Raw genomic sequence first — 19408 nt, forward strand, 5'->3', positions numbered from 1 at the left:
CTGTAGGAGCGTAGAGACAGGGCGAATAGAATTCGCGGCTACACAAACGTCATGAAAAATTGAGGGTTCTTAACCCACAGAGGTGGGTAAAGCCTTGTGTAGACGCGGTTTCTAACCGCCGATTTAACTGTGGGACTTGCTGGGGAGCGTTGAACCAAACCCGATCGAAACTTTAGGTCAAATTGATGAAAATTGCTCTAGTCCACGATTATTTAACCCAGCGAGGTGGGGCAGAGCGTGTATTTGAACTGCTTTGTAAGCGTTATCCCGAAGCAGACATTTTCACATCTCTGTACGATCGCCAAAAAACTATCGATTTAGGCGATCGCATCGTCAATACAACCTTCTTACAAAAGATTCCTGGTGCAGCAAAGTATTTTAGGGCAATGGCTCCTCTATATTTTCCTGCGTTTCGTGCCTTGGATCTGCAAGACTACGATCTAATTATTAGCAGTAGCACCAGCTTTGCCAAAGCAGTACGAAAAAACCCCAATGCCCGCCACATTTGCTTTTGCCATAACGTCACCCGTTTTTTATGGGATACAGCAACCTATTTAAGAGAATACGGAGACTATAGATATTTTGCACCTTTAATTGAACAAGTATTTCAAGTAATGAGAAAGGTAGACCTGAAATATGCCCAGGAACCTGACCTTTACATTGCTAATTCTAGTGTTGTTGCCCGCCGGATTGAAAATATTTATGGCAAAAAGGCAATGATGGTAAACTATCCAATTGATACTAGTAAATTTGTTTTTTCAGATATAAAAGATGAATATTATCTGGCTTCAGCCCGGATGATTAGCTATAAACGCCTTGATATAATAGTCGAAGCTTTTAACTGGCTAGGATGGCACTTATTAATATCAGGTGACGGGCCAGAACTAGAACGGTTAAAATCTAAAGCATTAAAAAATATTGTGTTCTTGGGACACGTAAGTGATATCACCCGCAAAGACTTGTTTTCCAAAGCCAAGTCTATTATTGTCGCAGCCTTAGAAGATTACGGGTTAGTTCCAGTAGAAGCTAATGCTAGCGGCACACCAGTTATCGCTTATGGAGCAGGTGGAGTATTAGATACTCAAATACCAGGTGAAACAGGAGTCTTTTTCAAAAGACAAACACCCGAATCTTTACAAGTTGCATTACTAGAAGCCAATGGCATTTCTTGGGATTACGATCGCATCCGTAATCATGCAGTAGCAAACTTTTCGGAAAATGCCTTCTTTGGGAAGGTTGAGCAAATTATTAATCAGGCTTGTGGTGGGCATCAATTATTTATTTGATTTCTAAATCTCTTCCTAATATAAGATTACCTATTTATTTTTATCTCTCCTCTTTGGCGTACTTCTCTAACGATGCGCTGTCCAAAGGTAGTTCGTAAAAAGAATAGGTATTCTTCGGGATATCTCTTAGCGTAAGTCTTGAAGACAAGGATAATAAAAGTGGTTCAAACTAGTCTAAATCCTCAGATAACTCCAGCTTCGGAAAATGAGCCAGGTTACGGACAGTTATTTGCCGTATTTGTACGAAGATTCCCTTGGTTTTTAGCAGTATTAATTAGTTCTATTACAATTGCAGGGATGGTAACTTTAAAGACCAAACCTACTTATAAAAGTTCAATGCAACTGCTAGTAGAACCTAACTATCAAGGCAAGACAGAAGGTGCTGGGTTAGACAACCAGTTTACCGACTCTAATGTTGTGATAGATACTGCAACCCAGCTTAACTTGATGCAGAGTTCGGGACTCATTCAAAAAGCAGTTGATAAACTTCAGTCTAGTTATCCAGATATAAGCGCAAGTGAAATCAAAGCTTCTTTGGTCTTAACTCAATTAAGGAGCAAAGAAGATAATGTCGCTACTAAAATATTTCAAGTTGAATACACAGCTGGAGATCCAGAAAAGACACAAAAAGTTCTGGGTGCAATTCGACAAGTTTATGTCGAATATAACAAAGAACAACAAAATTCGCGTTTACAAAAAGGTCTGCAAATTATTAGGGAACAGTTAAGTAAAGCCAGTGAAGAAGTGAACGCGGCTGAGACAAATTTACAAAGGTTTCGTAGAAATCAGAACTTAATCGATCCAGAGTCACAGGCCAAGGCGATTGAAACAGCTTTGAACAATATTTCCCAAGAACGACAGACAACTCGCGCTCAATATGGGGAAGCTTTAGCACGCCAAAAATCTCTGGAAGAACAACTTAACCGTTCTCCCCAAAATGCTTTAGTTGCTTCTCGTCTGAGTCAGTCTACTCGCTATCAAGGCTTACTGAACGAAATTCAAAAAACAGAACTAGCACTAGCACAAGAACGTTTACGCTTTACAGATCAGACTCCGAGTGTGCAAAAGCTCAAAGAACAGCTTCAGAGTCAGAAGGAATTATTGCAACAAGAAGTAGGAAGAACTTTAGGCGAAAAATCTGCTGGTGGATTCACTTCTGGAGACTCTCTTCTCGAAAAAGGACAGCTTGGCCAAATTGATCTTAGCCTTGCTGGTCAGTTAGTAGAAACGCAGACAACTATAGTTGCTTTAACTGCTCGCGATCAAACTTTAGCCCAGAAAGAAAACGATCTGCGTTTGGAAATAAAACGCTTTCCGCCTCTGTTAGCTTATTACAATCGGATGCTACCGCAGTTACAATTTAGTCGTGAAAGGTTAGAGCAACTTTTAAGAGCAGAACAGCAATTACGGCAAGAACTTTCCAAAGGTGGTTTTAATTGGGAAGTTGTGGAAGAACCTCAAAAAGGTGGACAATTAGGCCCAAATCTTCAGCAGAATTTGCTGTTAGGTGGAGTGGTCGGCTTTATGTTAGGAGGCATTACTGCCTTTATTCGAGAATCGGCTGATGATGCAGTTCACACCACTGCTGAATTAGAGAAGCAAATGGCCATGCCGTTGTTGGGAACAACTCCCAAATTACCGCCAGCCAAACCGAAAGAATCAATGATCAAGTTGCCTTTTGGTAAGCCAGAAGTTCTTGCTCCCTGGACAATTCAGGTATTACAATCTCCACCGCGTTGGGAATCGCTGGATCTGATTTACAAAAACATTGAACTTTTAAATACTGTTGCTAATTTAAAATCTTTGATGATTACCTCAGCTTTAGCCGATGAGGGGAAATCAGCTTTGGCGCTTGGTCTGGCGATGAGTGCTGCCCGTTTACACAAAAGGGTGTTACTGATTGATGCCAATTTACGCGATCCCAGCTTGCACCACCAACTGAATCTTCCTAATGAACAGGGGCTTTCAACCCTATTAGCAAGTGATGCAACTCTACCAAACCAGATTAGTCTTCAATATTCAGGTTCCGCCTACATCGATATTTTGACTGCTGGCCCCAAACCTGCTGACCCAGCTAATCTTTTAAGTTCCCCTCGGATGATGCAATTGATGGCAGCTTTTGAAGAAAACTATGATTTGGTACTCATAGATGCTCCCCCAGTTCTTGGCTTGGTGGATGCCATGCTCACCGCTTCATCTTGTCGTAGTGTGGTCATGGTGGCAAGCATTGGTATTGTGACACGAAGCCAGCTAACTCAGGCTACAGCCATGCTAAGTAAGTTAAATCTGATTGGGGTTGTGGCTAACGGGGTATCAAACTCTAGCAGTAATTACGTACCTTATATAAAACAACAGCAATTGGCCCTGCGTCAAGCTGTAGAAAAGTAGCTATTACTTAGTTTCAATAGTTTGTAGTAAGTGCTAAAGCACTCACTACAAACCAAGCAAGGTAGCACAGCTGTGCTACCTTGCTTTTTTATGAACAAAATTTAATTTTATTGCGATCGGGAAAATTTTAGTATATTTATACTATCTTTATGGGTTTTCAGAGAAATCACTGGCTCTTTAAAGAGTAAATAAAGAATTTAGTTGAGCGATCGCTGTTTCTAGATAGTCTTATATTCTAGAGATGAAAGCACATTCATCAAGGCTTGAAGACAAGAGCAGACTAGGTTTTTTACATCTATCGATACAATAAACACTTCAATGCAATTAAACGTAAATATCGATTTATGGGTAATTTCCCTCTACATATTTCTACTTTCAGTAGTTACCGGAAAATACCGATTGTCCATGAATATTGATAGTAACGTTGATTTGTACACCTCTACACCACCGGAATTCTGGACGATATGTGCTTGGCTGAGTGGCAAATAGCAATAACATATTTTTGCCCTCAATTATCTCCAACTTTTTGGACTTACAACAAGATTCGGATTTGGGTCTTTGGCATTCATAGCCTTTGATAACGCCTCACTAATTCACTCCTGTATAAACCCAAAGACATTATGACAGCTTCAATAATTCCAACTCTAGAGAATTTATATGATGTAACCCAGGAACACCAAGATCGTCGTGGGTACTGCACACTCCAATGGCGGCGGGGTCAGTTATTGGTAAAGCAGCCTGGACGAGTGAAACAACCCTATCTGCCTTCATTAGATAGTAAGCGATCGCTAGTAGAATGCTTACAACATTCTCCTGTAACTTTGGTGAGCATAGATCCAAAGCTAGGTGAGGTTTTGCTCAGGTTTTGGGCAGATGCGTGTGAAGAAGCTCAAAAACCAATATTCCTCAGTATACCTACCAGCAATAAACTGCCTAACCAACCCTGGAGACAATTGCAGCGATTAATTGATTGGATTGCTGCAATTGTCTTGCTGCTATTAGTAAGTCCACTCATGTTGGGATTAATTGTGTTGATGCAGATTGACTCGACAGGATCGCTTTTTTGTCGTGAATGGCGTGTTGGAGAACGGGGTAAACTCTTTCAATCAATAAAGTTTTGCCCGCACAACATTACACCACTAGGGCGTTGGATGAGTAAATACAGTCTCGATAATCTGCCCCAGTTATTTAACGTGCTGCGCGGTGACATAAGTTTGACGGGCTCTCGTGGTTGGACTTTAGAAGATGCAGTACAGCTAAATAAACTACCAGAAATTAAAGCTTCATGGGAAGTAGAGGCACAGTCTCACCTGTTACATCTAGATAGCCAAACACTGTAACTTATCTGTGCGGTATTTCATATATATACCGCACTGAGACTAACCCAAAAATTGCTTACATAGCGTTTATAGCGGTCTATCTACCTTGCCAAACTATATATTAAAAAATCCATGAATTCTCAACTTCCTCAAAAATTCCGTAGTCTGCTCAAAGCTTCCAGCTTTTGGCAAGACAACTATTTGCTATTACGAGAATTTAAATACTTTCGCAAAATAGTAATTTTAGCTCTGACATTCTCAATTTTAGCAGCAACTTTTGAAGGTGTAAGTATTGGTTTTTTACTCTCCTTCTTGCAAAGCTTAACTAGTCCAAACGCTCAACCTGTCCAAACAGGAATAGAATGGTTTGATACTTTAGTCTTGGGATCTAAGACATCGGCAATTAATCGTTTATATCGCATATCTTCGCTGATTTTATTGAGTACTTGGTTACGTGTTGCCTTCAATTATTTTGGACAAGTCTATACTGAATTATCTCAACTGCATTTTGGCGATCGCTTACGGAAGCAAATTTTTGAACAGTTACAATCATTATCGTTAAGTTACTTTGCAAAAACTCGTTCTGGTGAACTAATTAACACAATCACCACAGAAATCGAAAGAATCAGACAGGGTTTCAGTGGCGCAGCTTTTTTAGTAACTAGGGGAATAACAACTTTTGTCTACTTAATATCAATGTTCTTGATATCATGGCAACTAACTGTGATTTCAGCATTGCTATTTACACTTTTAGGTGTAGGGTTATCTAATCTGAATTCTAGAGTCAGAGAATCAAGTTTTGGCATGACAACTGCTAATGCTAATTTTACATCAACAGCCATAGAATTTATTAATGGCATTCGCACTGTTCATTCTTGTGGTACTCAAGAATTTGAGCGCCAGCGTTACTACAAAGCTAGCGATAAGGTAGTAAGTACTACAACTAAAGTTGTATTTACTTGGACACTTGTTAAGCCAATTGCTGAAGGTGTAGCTACTACAGTATTGGTCGGAATGATTATTTTGGCATTCACTAGCCTGGTTAGTAATGGAACCCTACAAGTTGCTTCTTTGCTAACATTTTTCTTTGTGCTATTTCGCTTCATTCCCTTCGTTCAAGATATTAATGGCACGCGGGCATTTCTCAGTACCTTATATGGCTCGGCAGATAATATTAAAAATCTCTTGAAAAGTGATGATAAAAATTATTTTCAGAATGGCAAGCTTGAATTTAAGGCATTAGAAAGGGCAATAAATTTAGTATCTGTAGATTTTGGCTACGATGACAAAAATATAGTACTGCATAACATTACCCTAACTATTGAAAAGGGAAAAATGACTGCACTGGTTGGAGCTTCTGGTGCTGGCAAAACTACCCTTGCTGATTTAATTCCCCGATTTTACAATGCCACAGAGGGAAATGTTTATATCGATGAAATTGATATAAAGCTGTTTGAAATTAACTCCCTCCGTCGTCAAATAGCTGTTGTCAGTCAGGATACTTTTATCTTCAATACTGATGTTTGGCAAAATATTGCTTATGGGACTCCACAAGCTACTAACGAGCAAATTCAAGAAGCTGCTAAATTAGCGAATGCGTTAGAATTTATTTTAGAAATGCCTGAAGGTTTTAATACCCAATTGGGAGATCGGGGTGTTAGATTATCTGGAGGACAAAGACAGCGAATTGCTATAGCACGGGCGCTACTACGGAATCCCGAGATTTTGATTTTGGATGAAGCAACTAGCGCCCTAGATTCTGTATCCGAGCGCTTAATTCAAGATTCATTAGAAAAGCTATCTGTGGGTAGAACAGTAATTGCGATCGCTCACCGTCTTTCTACTATTTCTAAAGCAGATAAAGTTGTAGTGTTAGAAGCGGGTCGCATAGTAGAACAGGGCAAATATCAAGAATTACTCGCACGTCAAGGCAAGCTTTGGGAATATCACCAGATGCAATACTATAATTCGTAATTCGTAATTTGCGAATTACGAGTTTATTCTCCTAGGTAATTATTTATCAAGGAAGGCAGAGGGCAGAAGGCAGGAGGCTCAGTTGGAATACTGTTTTCTGCTCTGGAGCCCGTGACAATCATCGAACTTGCGGTTTAAGACCCCCACCAAATTTTCTTGTTTTGTGGTCCCAATTAAGTACGGTGTTGAATCCCCTTCTAAATTGAACCTTCTGCCCTCTGCCTCCTGCCTTCTTTATAATTTTAATCAGGAAAAATAAATGGTAAACATAGGCTATCATACTGCTAAAGTTCAGGGTAAATTTAATCGCTCCCTATATAAAGCAGCTATTTCTCAGATTGTTAGCATTCCCATCAAACAAACTCGGCAAGTTCCGATAAGTGTCTATGCTTTCTCATGCGAACGCGATCTGCCAGAACAAGTGGCAAGTATTCGTTCATTCATTCGTAATGTCGGCATTCCAGATACATTTGCTGTAATTTCTGATGGCAGTTACACCGAGTCTAGTTGTAATTTACTCCGCCGCGTCCACCCCTGCGTTCAGGTAATACTTTTACAAAATTTCCTGAGAACAGATTTACCTCAATGTGTTCTTGATTATGCTAAATTGCATCCACTTGGAAAAAAGTTGTCGGTATTAATGTCAATTCCTATTAATGGTACTACGATTTATACTGATTCAGATATTTTATTTTTTCCCGGCGGGATTGACTTAATAGATTTGAGTAAGTCGGAGGAAAAATACTCTTTTTATCTACCTGATTGTTCTTTGTCACTAGATGATCGAATTATTTATGATGAGTCTGAAAAGTTAAATCCAGTAAATGGTGGATTTATATTATTTAGGCATGAATTTGATTGGAGTTTTGCTATCGAGCGTTTGGCAAATCTTCAAGAGGCTCCTACTTATTTTACTGAACAAACGATTGTACATTTGACGATGCACCATAATCATGGTGTGCCTCTATGTACAAAAAAATATGTTCTCAATGTAGAAGATCAGTTCATCTATCCAGATAAATTTGCAAGCAAAAACATTGCTCTAAGGCATTATGTGAGCGATATTAGACACAAGTTTGGGTTTAATATTGGCATATAAATTGATGAAGTAAACCTCTATTTATATGAGAATTTCAATGAATAATAACGTAAAGAATGGTGGCTAATGCTTAACTTAATCAGTGATGCCAAGCAAAATGATAAACAATTGCATAAAGGGATTTTTGAAGAAGACCTGATTTATCAATGCTCGAATTTTGATGTAGGTGAGGGCGGAGGTGTTGAAACTTATTTAGCTTCTCTGTTTGAACATCGACCACCTGAAGTTAGCGATCGCGTGATAAAATCACTCAAGGGTGTTGACCAAAGTCAATTCAAGCTGCTGCACATCCACAGCCCAGATTTACTATTGCAGCTTACAGGCGAATGTCCTGCTGTCTTCAGCGTTCATAATCACTCATTGTACTGTCCTAGTGGCACAAAGTATTTAGCAGGACAACGAACAATCTGCGATCGCAACTTTTCTTACTTAGGTTGTACCTGGGGTAAACTAGTAGATAAATGTGGTAGTCGTAGACCGTTAAAAACTTTTAAAGAACTTCAGAATACTCATCAGTTATTAGATATCTTAAAAAAGGTAAAAATTACCTTTGTTGCTAATAGCGAATATGTGCGTCAAGAATTGATTAAAAACGGTCTACCCCCGGAGCAAATTGTAACGCTACACTGTGGTATCTCTGTACCGCAAATAACAACCGCTCCCCTGAGTTTAGAAATCCACCAAAATCATAGAATTCTATTTGCGGGACGGATTGTTTCTGATAAAGGTTTAGAATGGCTGCTTAAAAGCTTAATACATATAAATCCGCAAATTCAACTTGATATTGCAGGTGAAGGCTGGGAACGACCACGGTTAGAAAAGTTAGCAAAAACACTCGGATTAAGTAAGCGGATCACTTGGCATGGTTGGTGTGATGCTGAAAAAATAAATCAACTTTATCAACAGTGTTTTGCAGTCATCTTCCCTAGTGTCTGGCCTGAACCTGCCGGTCTTGTAACTCTAGAAGCTTATGCTAATTATCGACCTGTAATTGGTAGTGGAGTCGGAGGGATTCCAGAACATTTACGAGATGGAGAAACAGGTATTTTGGTTCCAGGTAATGATATCAAAAAGCTGGTTGATGCTATTCATGAGTTGTATGGAGATCATCCAAAAAGCCGACAGATGGGCGAAGAAGGCCATGCTTTATTGATGAAGGAATTTACAATGGCTGCTCATGTAAATAATCTGCGAACAATTTACGCAAAAACAATAGCTGAATTTCCTTCGAGAGCGAGAAACTTATATAGCATTCCTCAAGTGAAATAAGCTAATTTTGGTCAAATTTTCAAATAGTGCATCTTTTATCTATTAAATATAAAGGGAAAAAATATGTTATTTTCTCAAAAATACCAACAGCCTCTAGTTAGCGTTATTATCCCAACATATAATCGACCGGAATATCTCAAGCAAGCGATCGCTAGTGCTATTCAACAGACTTATCAAAACATCGAAATTATTATTTCAGATAATTGTAGTGAAGAAAATACCCAAGCTATTGTTGCATCTTTTGGTGATTCACGCATCAGATTTTGGCGACATGAGCAAAATGTGGGTATGCTTGCTAATCAGCAACACGCTTTCAAAATGGCGCAAGGTAAATACGTTGCTAGCCTTCATGATGATGATATGTGGAATGAAGACTTTTTAGCAAAGCTTGTACCACTACTAGAAGAAAATCCTGATTTAATTATTGCTTTTTGTGACCAATATATTATAGATGCCAATGGCATTATTAATAATCTTGGAACTGAAGAAAATACACGCGGTTATAAGCGAGACAAATTAGCAAAGGGAATTCATCAACCTTTTTACAAAATTGGGTTGATAGATAAAAGTATCCCAACTGCCGCATCTTGTGTAATTCGGAATAAATTTGTTGATTGGGATAGTATTCCTTCAGAAGTTGGGGGAATGTGGGATTTATATTTGACCTACCTCTGCTCTATATCTGGTCATGGTGCTTACTACTATCCAGAAAGATTGACGCGATATCGTGCCCATGAGCAAACTGATACTATGCTCAGTGGAAGTCGAGATGTACAGGCAAAAATCCGCAAGGCTAAAAGCGAAATGTTCTGTTATCAAGTCTTTATGGAAGATTCTCGTCTACAGCAGTTTAAAAACTATTTTCAACAGAAATGGTTAGAAGCTAATACAACTTTGGGAATTGGTTTGCTCCGAAGCGAACAGATAGCGGCAGCACGTTCTTATTTTTGGCAGACATTGAGAAGACAAAAGTTTAACACCCGAACTATAGTAGCACTCAGTCTTAGTTTTACTCCAGAAATTTTGGCATCTAAATTAATAAAAATGTCGAAAGAGTAGAGCAATCAGTCTGAGTTATAAAAGATATTTTTTAACGAACCGTAAAGGGCGCAACGTCTTGTAGAGAAGAACGCGAAGGTAAGAAAAGAAGATTATTTTAATTTCTTTGTCTGCGGTTCTGGGTGAGCTTAGATTACTCAAGAAGGTAGTGAATGAAACTTTGTATTGTTACTCATAAAATTCAGAAAGGTGATGGACAGGGACGGGTAAACTATGAGGTTGCTAATGAAGCAATTCGTCGTGGTCATCAACTGACATTATTAGCGAGTGAAGTTGCACCAGAATTAGAAGAGAATAGTCAAGTTAATTGGGTTAGAATTCCAGTCAAAGGCTATTCAACAGAATTTGTGCGGAATTTTATATTTGCCCAAAAAAGTGCAGATTGGTTGCGTAAACATCGTTCTGAGATTGATTTAGTTAAAGTCAATGGTGCAATTAATCTAGCTGCGGCTGATGTGAATGCTGTACATTTTGTCCACAGTTCATGGTTGCGATCGCCTGTTCATATTTCCCGCAATCGCCGAGATTTCTATGGTTTGTACCAATGGCTATTTACGGCTTTTAATGCCCGTTGGGAAAAACAGGCTTTCCAAAAAGCGCAGGTTGTCGTGGCTGTATCCGAAAAAGTAGCTGAGGAATTAGTCAACATTGGTGTACCGCGTTCTCGCATTCGCGTAATTATCAATGGTGTTGATTTAGAAGAGTTTGCCCCTGGTGAAACCGTAGGCGTAGCCCGTTGTAGGTATCGCCAAAAATTAGGTTTACCGGAGAATGTTACCCTAGCATTGTTCGCTGGAGACATCCGCACACCCAGAAAGAACTTAGATACAGTATTGCACGCTTTGGTGAAAGTCCCCGATTTACATCTGGTAGTAGTGGGACACACCCAAAATAGCCCTTTCCCACAACTAGCAGCATCATTAGGGTTAAGTAAACGCGTGCATTTTGTGGGATATCGCCGTGATATCCCCCAAATTATGCAAGCAGTAGATTTATTTGTTTTTCCTTCCCGATACGAAGCTTGCAGCCTCGTATTGTTAGAAGCACTTTCTTCAGGACTGCCAGTAATTACTGCTACAGCCACTGGAGGCGGAGAGTTAGTGACACCAGAATGTGGCATCGTCTTATCCGACTCAGATGATAGTGATGCTTTGGCTTTGGCGTTGCTGACTTTGGTGAGCAGTCCCGCCCTCATCCAACAGATGGGCAAAGCTGCTCGTTCAGTGGCAGAACAACATAGCTGGACTACTATGGCACAAACTTATGTGGATCTATTCGAGGAGTTAAGCAAGAATGCGGAACACCGTTCTGATACCAACTTATCGCCGTCCACAAGACCTATCACGCTGCCTTTTGGCGCTACAGGAGCAAATTAAACCTGTCGATCAGGTAATAGTGGTTGTCCGCGATACAGATGCAGAAACTTGGCAATTTCTGGCGCAATTAAACGCGCCCAATCTACCTCTGCATACTGTGAAAGTTACACAGCCGGGTGTAGTAGCAGCCCTCAACGCCGGACTAGCAGCAGTGGAGGGCGATATTGTCTCCATTACTGATGATGATGCCGCACCGCATCCCGATTGGTTAGAACGCATCGCCGCTTACTTTACCTCAGATAGTCGCCTTGGCGGTCTGGGAGGGCGTGATTGGGTATATCACGGCAGCAAATTAGAAGACGAATCCCGCCCAGTAGTGGGACAGTTGCAATGGTTTGGGCGAGTCATTGGCAACCATCATCTGGGAGTGGGAGAACCGCGTGAAGTCGATATTCTCAAAGGCGTAAACATGAGTTTTCGTAAAGAGGCTATTGGACAACTGCGCTTTGATGAGCGGATGCGGGGTACTGGAGCGCAGGTACATTTTGAAATGGCATTTACTCTGACATTAAAGCGGGCTGGTTGGAAGATAATTTACGATCCTAATGTTGCTGTAGACCACTATCCAGCAAAACGTTTTGATGAAGATCAGCGAAATAACTTTAACGAAGTTGCCTTTATTAATTTAGTCCATAATGAGACCTTAATTTTACTAGAGCATCTGCCATTTATCCGCCGGATTATATTTTTGTTCTGGGCAGTATTTGTGGGTACGTGCGATAGCTTGGGTTTCGTACAATGGCTGAGATTTTTACCTAGTCAAGGGCAATTGGCAGGGAAAAAATTGCTTGCATCTTGGCGGGGGCGTTGGCAAGGATATAAACAATTTGTCATTGGCCATTAGTCATTTGTCATTGCAGATTGATTATTTCATTTGGGATTTTTTATGTGTAAATCTTGAATCTAAAATTGGATGAATTCTAGACAGATACTTTACAATAGTTTTTTAGAAGAAAACTATTCTCCTCAAGAGCGATCGCAACAGGCGTGGATGGCGATCGCAGTCTTTATATTACTGACTGTAGTTTGCTATTTTGCTGGTGCTACTGCTGCATTGCGTCTAATTTACCCGGTGACGGCTTTAGCAGTAGCCGTGTTTTTATACTTGCGGCATCCCATTCTCTACATCAGCTTTACCTGGTGGATCTGGTTTCTCACACCCTTAGCTACCCGCTTAGTTGACTATAAGGTAGGTTGGGATGCTACACGCCAGATGCTCATAGCACCCTACTTAGTAGTGTTTGTAACTATCGCAACATTCTTGCGACATTTTCCCCGCGCCTCTCGTCAAGGGGGTTTACCATTTGTTTTAGCTTTTATCGGAGTCTTTTATGGCTTTCTAATTGGTCTGATTTATAACCCACCAATCCCCGTAGCACGCGGTTTAATGGATTGGCTCAGTCCGATTATTTTCGCTTTTCACTTATTTATTAATTGGCGAGATTATCCCAGCTATCGCCAGAATTTTCAGCGAACATTTCTCTGGTGTGTATTGATTTTAGGGACTTATGGCATATATCAATTCGTAGTAGCTCCTGAGTGGGACAGGTATTGGCTCATCCAATCCAAACTATTCATGAGTTCTGGAAACCCTGTGCCTTTCGGGATGCGTGTCTGGAGTACATTGCACTCAGTCGGCCCCTTTGGTTCCGTCATGCAAGCTGGTTTACTGTTGTTATTTACTAGTTCAGGAAATTTAATTTTCCCTGCTTCAGCTGTTGGTTATTTGTCTTTCTTGTTAACACAAGCGCGGACTAATTGGGGGGGCTGGTTATTTGGAATAATTATAATTATGGGTTCAGTCAAGGCCCGGATTCAAATGCGCTTAATCACCATAATTGTGGTGATGGCAATTTGTGTTGTACCGTTGACAACCATCCAGCCAATTGCTGGGGTTGTATCAGCCCGTTTGGAAACTTTTTCTAATATTCAAGAAGATACCAGTTTTAAAGACCGCTCTGGAAGTTATGATAAAAACCTTGGTCTAGCCCTTTCTAATGGTTTAGGTAACGGCTTAGGAAATATCTGGAAAGTCAACGAAAAAACTGGTCAAATTGAAGTAGTAGTGATTGATAGTGGTATTTTAGATATGTTTTTCACCCTTGGTTGGTTTGGAGCCATCTTTTATATGGGTGGATTAATTTTATTAATTATTAGTGTTAGCAGTTATGGTGAAGGTCGTTTTGATAGTTTTATCAGTGCTGCCCGTGCTATTGGCATCAGTTCTGCTACACAGCTAGTTATTGGTAGTGGGATGTTGAGTGTAGCAGGGATGATTCTTTGGGGATTTTTAGCTATGGCTATGGCAGGACATAAATACTATAGCAATCCCAATAATTCATAAATATGAATTGAGTTAAAAAAACAAAATCTTACAACTTAAATAGGACTGATATAAATTATGAAAGCAATTATTGTAATGCCACTAGCCGAGCAACGAGGCGGCGGTGAAATGATGCTTTGGGATTTGGTGCAACAAGGACGTAATGCTGGTGTTGAGTGGCTGGTGATATTTTTAGAATCCGGCCCGATGGTTGAACAAGTAAAGTCTCTCGGTATTGATGCGCGAGTTGTGGAGAGTGGACGTTTACGCCAAATCCACCGTTTTATTGGCGCTGTTTTTCGGATAGCTGCGATCGCCCGCCGCGAACGTGCAGATATAATTGTCAATTGGATGTGGATTACGCATATATCTGGAGGTTTGGCGGCGATGCTGGCGGGTTTACCTGCTGTGTGGTATCAACTAGAAGTACCTAGCGATAAGACTTGGTTGGTGCGACTTGCTACTTTAATCCCAGCCCAAGCAATTATTACTCTTTCCCAAGATGGCAAGCAAGCACAAGCAGAGATTTGGCCCCACAGGCCAACACCCTTGGTTTATCCTGGTGTAGCATTAGACCGATTTGAGCCTAATGCTTTGCCAACTCCTGAAGAAGCACGGCGAAAACTGGGCTTACCTTTACATGGCCCGTTGATTGGAATTGTGGGACGATTGCAACGATGGAAGGGAATGCACGTATTGGTGCAAGCGATGCCCAAAATTTTACAGAAGTATCCTGATGCTCATTGTGTGGTAGTTGGCGGTAAGCACGATTTTGAACCCGACTATGAAGACTTTTTAAAAGCAGAAATAACAAACTTGGGCTTGAAAGAGCAGGTAATTATGGCTGGACTACAGCGCAATATCCCAGAGTGGGTGCAAGCAATGGATGTATTCGTTCACGCTTCAGATAAAGAACCCTTTGGAATTGTGATTATTGAAGCGATGGCGCTGGGTAAACCTGTGATTGCTGGTAATGCAGGCGGCCCGACAGAGATTATTACCGATGGCATGAATGGACTATTAACACCTTACGGCGATGCGGATAAATTAGCGATCGCAATTCTGTGCTATCTTGACGAGCAAGAATTTGCCCGAAGTGCGGGAATAGCTGCTAGGCAACGCGCCTTAGATTTTTCAACGCAGAATTATGCCCAAAACTTTATTAATGCAATTCGTTCTGCAATACCAAGTGTTTCATCTGTTGAATGAAACAGTAAACTTTTTGCAAAAGTCAATTTTGTGAACGAGGCAGGAGCAAAACGCCCTCTACCTCCTGCCTTCCTTGATAAAAATGAAACCACAGATTCACACCCATTAATTATCACAGCATTGCTTGTTTAAAACTGCGTTAGCTAAGTTACAATTAGCTAAAGACAAAGCTTTACTTATACAGGATAGTTTGCTCCGGTTAATGTTCCCAATTGTAAATTAACAGCCCTTGCGTAATTTTCATTATTTAAAAATTCTGCTGGTAACTTTTTAGCATTGATAGCAGCCCGGATTAAATCTCTAGGAGTAATATTTCCACGCCGTCCTAGATCGATAAAAGTTCCTCCACTAGGAATTCCTTGCTGTTTGAAACCACCTTGGTACGCAAGATTAACAAGATGAAAGGGGTTAATGTAGCTGACATTTGTAGAATTACTGCCTAATGCATCAGGATTAACTGCTGTGTTTATTAATTTCTCACTAGTTGCATCAACACTTATATAGTTGTTATTTGCGGTCGTTTGAGCGCTAGCAATGCCAGATGTGAAAGCAAGAGAAGCAATCATAACTGTAGAATTTATTAAAGTTGTTAATTTCATCAGGTACTCCTTAGCTAGAGCGAAGTAGAATCAATAGTCTCTACTAACAGATTCCTCTTATTCATAGAAAGTATCCTCCGACAATTGCTCACCCAAACGGTTGAATTGTCTCTCATCCAAATGAGTGACTTATTTGCCAACTTCTCGTTCTTGCATACTGGTAGCAGTAACGACATCTCACAACTCAACGATGAAATTATCTCGTAGATGAAAATCAGCCTCCGCGCCTCTATGAGTTAACCCCCAGTAAGTTATCTCGCCATCTTTATGTTTAATAACTGTAGTAATAGCAACTTCAAGAGCTTGATTTGCCGAGATAATTTTATCCAAATCGACATCTAACCCAAGTGCGAAACCATCGGCTTGATTCTGAACACTAAACGGTAGCTTTTCAAAGGCTATTTCCTTTTGCATTCCTTGACGATATCCATTAAAGCAATAGACATTCCAGTGTCCGGCGGGTGAGAGGTTGAATTCCCAATATCGCGCAGAGTTCTTGATGCCAAGAAAGAACTCAAAGCAAGTATCTTTCCACAATTCATCCTTGCGTGATGGTGTGTTTGATGGGGGAAAAATTGCAATTTTTTTTAAATCGCCTTCAAGCATATAGCGGATGGAAAGTTGATTACCATTTCGAGCAATATTACCTGCAATTTTCAAATTAGGCGGCGATTCATTAGAAGGAAAGGGTTGTAGGGAAAATGTCTGCTCGTTCATTTCACATCTTTGATAATGTTACGAATCTGCATTTCTTGAGATTCAATACTTTCGGTAAGTTTAAATTGGACGATCGCTCTTGCCAAGTTATGTTCTGGGTGCTTTACTTTAAAGTAGGTATTCCCAGCTAAATAATCAGCAAAAAATCTCAGTCCTAATTCAAAGGCGATGAGACGAATAGCATCGTATATATATGTATAATCATTCTCGGTAAGAAATGCCTTCGCTACAGAGAGATAGCCTTGTAAGATTCCCTGACACAAATCGGTGTCGAAATAAACACTTTCCCAATTCTCTGTTTCTTCTCCAGCCGGATTGCAGCCCGATCGCAAACAATCGCCAATATCGTAATGTACCAGACCGGGTTTAACGGTGTCGAGGTCGATGACGCTGACGGCTTGTTGGGTAGCAATGTCGAACATGACATTATTGATTTTTGGATCGCCGTGCATCAGACGCAGAGGTAGTTTACCCTCAGCTTTGGCATTTTCTAGGATATGTGCAAAGCCTTGGCGATCGCTAACAAATTGCAAGCAATAATCAACTTCCGCAGATTGACGCGCCCTAGTTTTCGCCAAAACTTCTTCGTAATGCTGGAGGTAAAGCGGTGTAATATGGAATCCTTGAAGGGTATCAGCGAGTTTTTCTGGTGGCAAATCGCTGATTAAATTGTGGAACATCCCCAAGGCATAACCAATTTCTTGCGCTTGTGAGCCATCGCCCATAGTATCAAAAGACTGGGAGCCTTCAATAAAGCTAATCGCCCGCCAAAAGCAGCCGTCTGCATCCTGAAAGTGGTCTTCTGCATCCTTAGTTAATAGTACGCGCGGTACTTCCCAACGACGATTCAAGGGGCTGTGCTGTAATCGTTTACGAACGTGGTCAGTGAAGGTACGCATATTTTGCATAATCAGTTTTGGCTGACGAAACACCTGCGTATTGATGCGTTGCAGGACGAAATGTTGTTCTTTTGAGTCATCTATAGTTGTTAAGAAGGTGTCATTAATATTACCACTACCAAATGCTTTAACGCCTGTAACCTTTCGCTGTTGAGCGAATTGATCTGCGATCGCAATTAGATTATGGGCGACTTGTGTATTAAATTCTTCTATCATGTTCGTATTTAACGTGACTACTCCTCACTTGCATTGCACAAAGGCAATAGGGGATATGGTAGCGCGTCAAAATAATTCGTAATTCGTAATTCGTAATTCGTAATTTTTAAAGGTAGTAACCCTAGCACAGGGTACGACACCGATAGCAAGGATTTTTCATGGCGAAGCAAGTTACGCGCAGCGTCTCGTAGAGAGGGTAATAACCCATCGTAGATATCGCTCTTGTTGGGGCCCTGTGCTAATTCAATAGTTAGGAAATTTCGTCGCTATCAACCCATTCATCATAAGATGAGTCATAATCAGCATAGTGAACAAAGTATTGCTGATTTTGGATTTGCTGAATCGTTGCAGAATACCAAGCCTCTTGCTCATCATCCCAGCATTTTACTTTTTGACCCACTGCATATCCATTATCATCAGCAGCGCGAAGATCGCGAGTCCGAATGTCATCTTCGCCTACCCACTCGTCATAAAATGAACCGTAGCCAAGGTAATGAATAAAGAATTGGTCATCTTGGATTTTTTCGATTGTTCCCTGATACCAATCTTCGTCTTCACTATCCCAAACTTCTACAGTTTTGCTGACTTCATACTGATTTTGATCTGATTTGACAGCAGAAGCAGACGAAACATCTTGGATCGGCTTTTGTTCCTCTTGTTTAATTTCTTCTTTTATTAAAGTATATGCTTCCAAAATCAAGCCACGAGCGACGGTTTGAGTTCCCGTATGTTCGTAGTAATTGGTAGCTTGATCTAGGAATGCGGCGACGAAATCTAAATTATCATTAGCAATCTGAATAAAATTACCCAAGTTACTAGAAATTGATTGCGGAGTTATCCCTGTTTTAGATACTAAATTATTCATCCAGCCTTGTACGGAGTTAAAACTCTGACTGAGAAAACCAACTTTATCAGAGGGATTGCTACCAGGAAGAAAGTTATTGATAGCCGAGAAAACCGGATTTTGAGTTATTGCGCTAGTATCAGTACCACCGATAACGTTATGAATTTTGCTGAGAAAGTCGGGGCCTAATGGCAGAATTCCATCTATACAAACTAAAGCTACCATCCGCATTAGGGAGGCATTTTGATAGTTGTTAGCAAGGGAATTTGCAAACTCTTGGGGGTTAGGTTGAGGAATGCCATTGAGTTTACAAAAGGCGATGATTTCAACAGCAATTTTCAGTACCAAGTCAATGGATTGAGTGACATCAGCTTTGGGAGTAATGTTGCCTAAAAAAGATAGAAAGCCAATTTTTTCACCAAGCTTATTCGCTAAAGCCGCCGTTCCCATAGCTGTGTCTGCTTTATCAATTGCTTGATAAAGTTTAATTGCAAACTGGTAGCCTTTTTGAGGATCTTCGTATAAAACGACAGAGCGATCGCGGATTCTCTGAATTACCTTAGCATCGGTTTCTCCAGTAATGCTGCGAATACTATTATCAAACCCCGTCAAATTGCTCCACTCACCTGGTGCTACGTAATCAAGAGCCTTTAAAACTTTGACAGTAATATTGTCAATCGGTAATTCGTCAACCAACTGAATAATTGATTTATCCATCAGCCGATCCTCAAAACTCTAAATTTTCACTCTAGACAATTGGGGAATGGGGAACAGGGAATTTATAGTCAAGTTGGAGACAACTCATAGTTAACTCATAGTTAACTTAGAGAC

The 19408-nt window shown here is 40.5% G+C and carries 16 protein-coding genes; 12 read left to right on the forward strand and 4 right to left on the reverse strand.

Features of this window, described 5'->3' with window-relative positions; all coding sequences use genetic code 11:
• Window positions 1–185: 185 nt before the first annotated feature.
• The 12 genes from V7K42_RS19075 (at window position 186) to V7K42_RS19130 (ending at window position 15302) form a co-directional block, all read left to right on the forward strand.
• Window positions 186–1286 (forward strand): glycosyltransferase, encoded by a 1101-nt coding sequence (locus V7K42_RS19075; protein ID WP_334918758.1) that lies wholly within the window; start codon window positions 186–188, stop codon window positions 1284–1286.
• Between the two features lie 159 nt (window positions 1287–1445).
• Window positions 1446–3674, forward strand: coding sequence for a GumC family protein (locus V7K42_RS19080; protein ID WP_334918760.1), 2229 nt, complete (start codon window positions 1446–1448; stop codon window positions 3672–3674).
• A 318-nt stretch (window positions 3675–3992) separates the two neighbouring features.
• A complete protein-coding gene (locus V7K42_RS19085) occupies window positions 3993–4163 on the forward strand; it encodes a hypothetical protein (RefSeq protein WP_334829507.1) in 171 nt (56 codons plus the stop codon).
• 131 nt (window positions 4164–4294) lie between these two features.
• On the forward strand, window positions 4295–5014 hold the full coding sequence (hepC, locus tag V7K42_RS19090; protein WP_334918762.1) for a heterocyst development glycosyltransferase HepC: 720 nt from the start codon (window positions 4295–4297) through the stop codon (window positions 5012–5014).
• Window positions 5015–5125: 111 nt separating this feature from the next.
• Complete coding sequence (hepA, locus tag V7K42_RS19095) at window positions 5126–6967, forward strand: heterocyst formation ABC transporter subunit HepA (protein ID WP_334918764.1); 1842 nt, start codon at window positions 5126–5128, stop codon at window positions 6965–6967.
• 259 nt (window positions 6968–7226) lie between these two features.
• On the forward strand, window positions 7227–8066 hold the full coding sequence (locus V7K42_RS19100) for a hypothetical protein (protein ID WP_334918766.1): 840 nt from the start codon (window positions 7227–7229) through the stop codon (window positions 8064–8066).
• A 66-nt stretch (window positions 8067–8132) separates the two neighbouring features.
• Complete coding sequence (locus V7K42_RS19105; RefSeq protein WP_334918767.1) at window positions 8133–9335, forward strand: glycosyltransferase family 4 protein; 1203 nt, start codon at window positions 8133–8135, stop codon at window positions 9333–9335.
• 63 nt (window positions 9336–9398) lie between these two features.
• Window positions 9399–10394, forward strand: coding sequence for a glycosyltransferase family 2 protein (locus tag V7K42_RS19110; RefSeq protein ID WP_334918769.1), 996 nt, complete (start codon window positions 9399–9401; stop codon window positions 10392–10394).
• Between the two features lie 152 nt (window positions 10395–10546).
• On the forward strand, window positions 10547–11770 hold the full coding sequence (locus V7K42_RS19115) for a glycosyltransferase family 4 protein (RefSeq protein WP_334918771.1): 1224 nt from the start codon (window positions 10547–10549) through the stop codon (window positions 11768–11770).
• Complete coding sequence (locus V7K42_RS19120) at window positions 11688–12614, forward strand: glycosyltransferase family 2 protein (RefSeq protein WP_334918773.1); 927 nt, start codon at window positions 11688–11690, stop codon at window positions 12612–12614. Before V7K42_RS19115 ends, V7K42_RS19120 begins: the two co-directional genes overlap by 83 nt.
• Before the next feature lie 69 nt (window positions 12615–12683).
• Window positions 12684–14114: an O-antigen ligase domain-containing protein gene (locus V7K42_RS19125; RefSeq protein WP_334918775.1), complete on the forward strand. Its 1431-nt coding sequence runs from the start codon at window positions 12684–12686 to the stop codon at window positions 14112–14114.
• A 57-nt stretch (window positions 14115–14171) separates the two neighbouring features.
• Window positions 14172–15302, forward strand: coding sequence for a glycosyltransferase family 4 protein (locus V7K42_RS19130; protein ID WP_334918778.1), 1131 nt, complete (start codon window positions 14172–14174; stop codon window positions 15300–15302).
• A gap of 176 nt (window positions 15303–15478) precedes the next feature.
• Here V7K42_RS19130 and V7K42_RS19135 read toward each other — a convergent pair whose 3' ends face one another.
• From V7K42_RS19135 to V7K42_RS19150, 4 genes are all read right to left on the reverse strand, one after another.
• The gene (locus V7K42_RS19135; RefSeq protein WP_334918780.1) at window positions 15479–15901 is read right to left on the reverse strand and encodes a hypothetical protein; all 423 of its coding nucleotides are present in this window, start codon (window positions 15899–15901) and stop codon (window positions 15479–15481) included.
• A gap of 177 nt (window positions 15902–16078) precedes the next feature.
• Window positions 16079–16618, reverse strand: coding sequence for a DOMON-like domain-containing protein (locus V7K42_RS19140; RefSeq protein WP_334918782.1), 540 nt, complete (start codon window positions 16616–16618; stop codon window positions 16079–16081).
• Entirely contained in the window at window positions 16615–17733 is a 1119-nt protein-coding gene (locus tag V7K42_RS19145) for a phosphotransferase enzyme family protein (protein ID WP_334918784.1), read from the reverse strand. The genes V7K42_RS19140 and V7K42_RS19145 overlap by 4 nt, the downstream gene beginning before the upstream one ends.
• 250 nt (window positions 17734–17983) lie before the next feature.
• The gene (locus V7K42_RS19150; RefSeq protein WP_334918786.1) at window positions 17984–19294 is read right to left on the reverse strand and encodes a Tudor-knot domain-containing protein; all 1311 of its coding nucleotides are present in this window, start codon (window positions 19292–19294) and stop codon (window positions 17984–17986) included.
• Between the last annotated feature and the right edge of the window lie 114 nt (window positions 19295–19408).

The organism is Nostoc sp. (assembly GCF_036917455.1).
In the GTDB taxonomy this organism is placed as follows: domain Bacteria; phylum Cyanobacteriota; class Cyanobacteriia; order Cyanobacteriales; family Nostocaceae; genus Nostoc.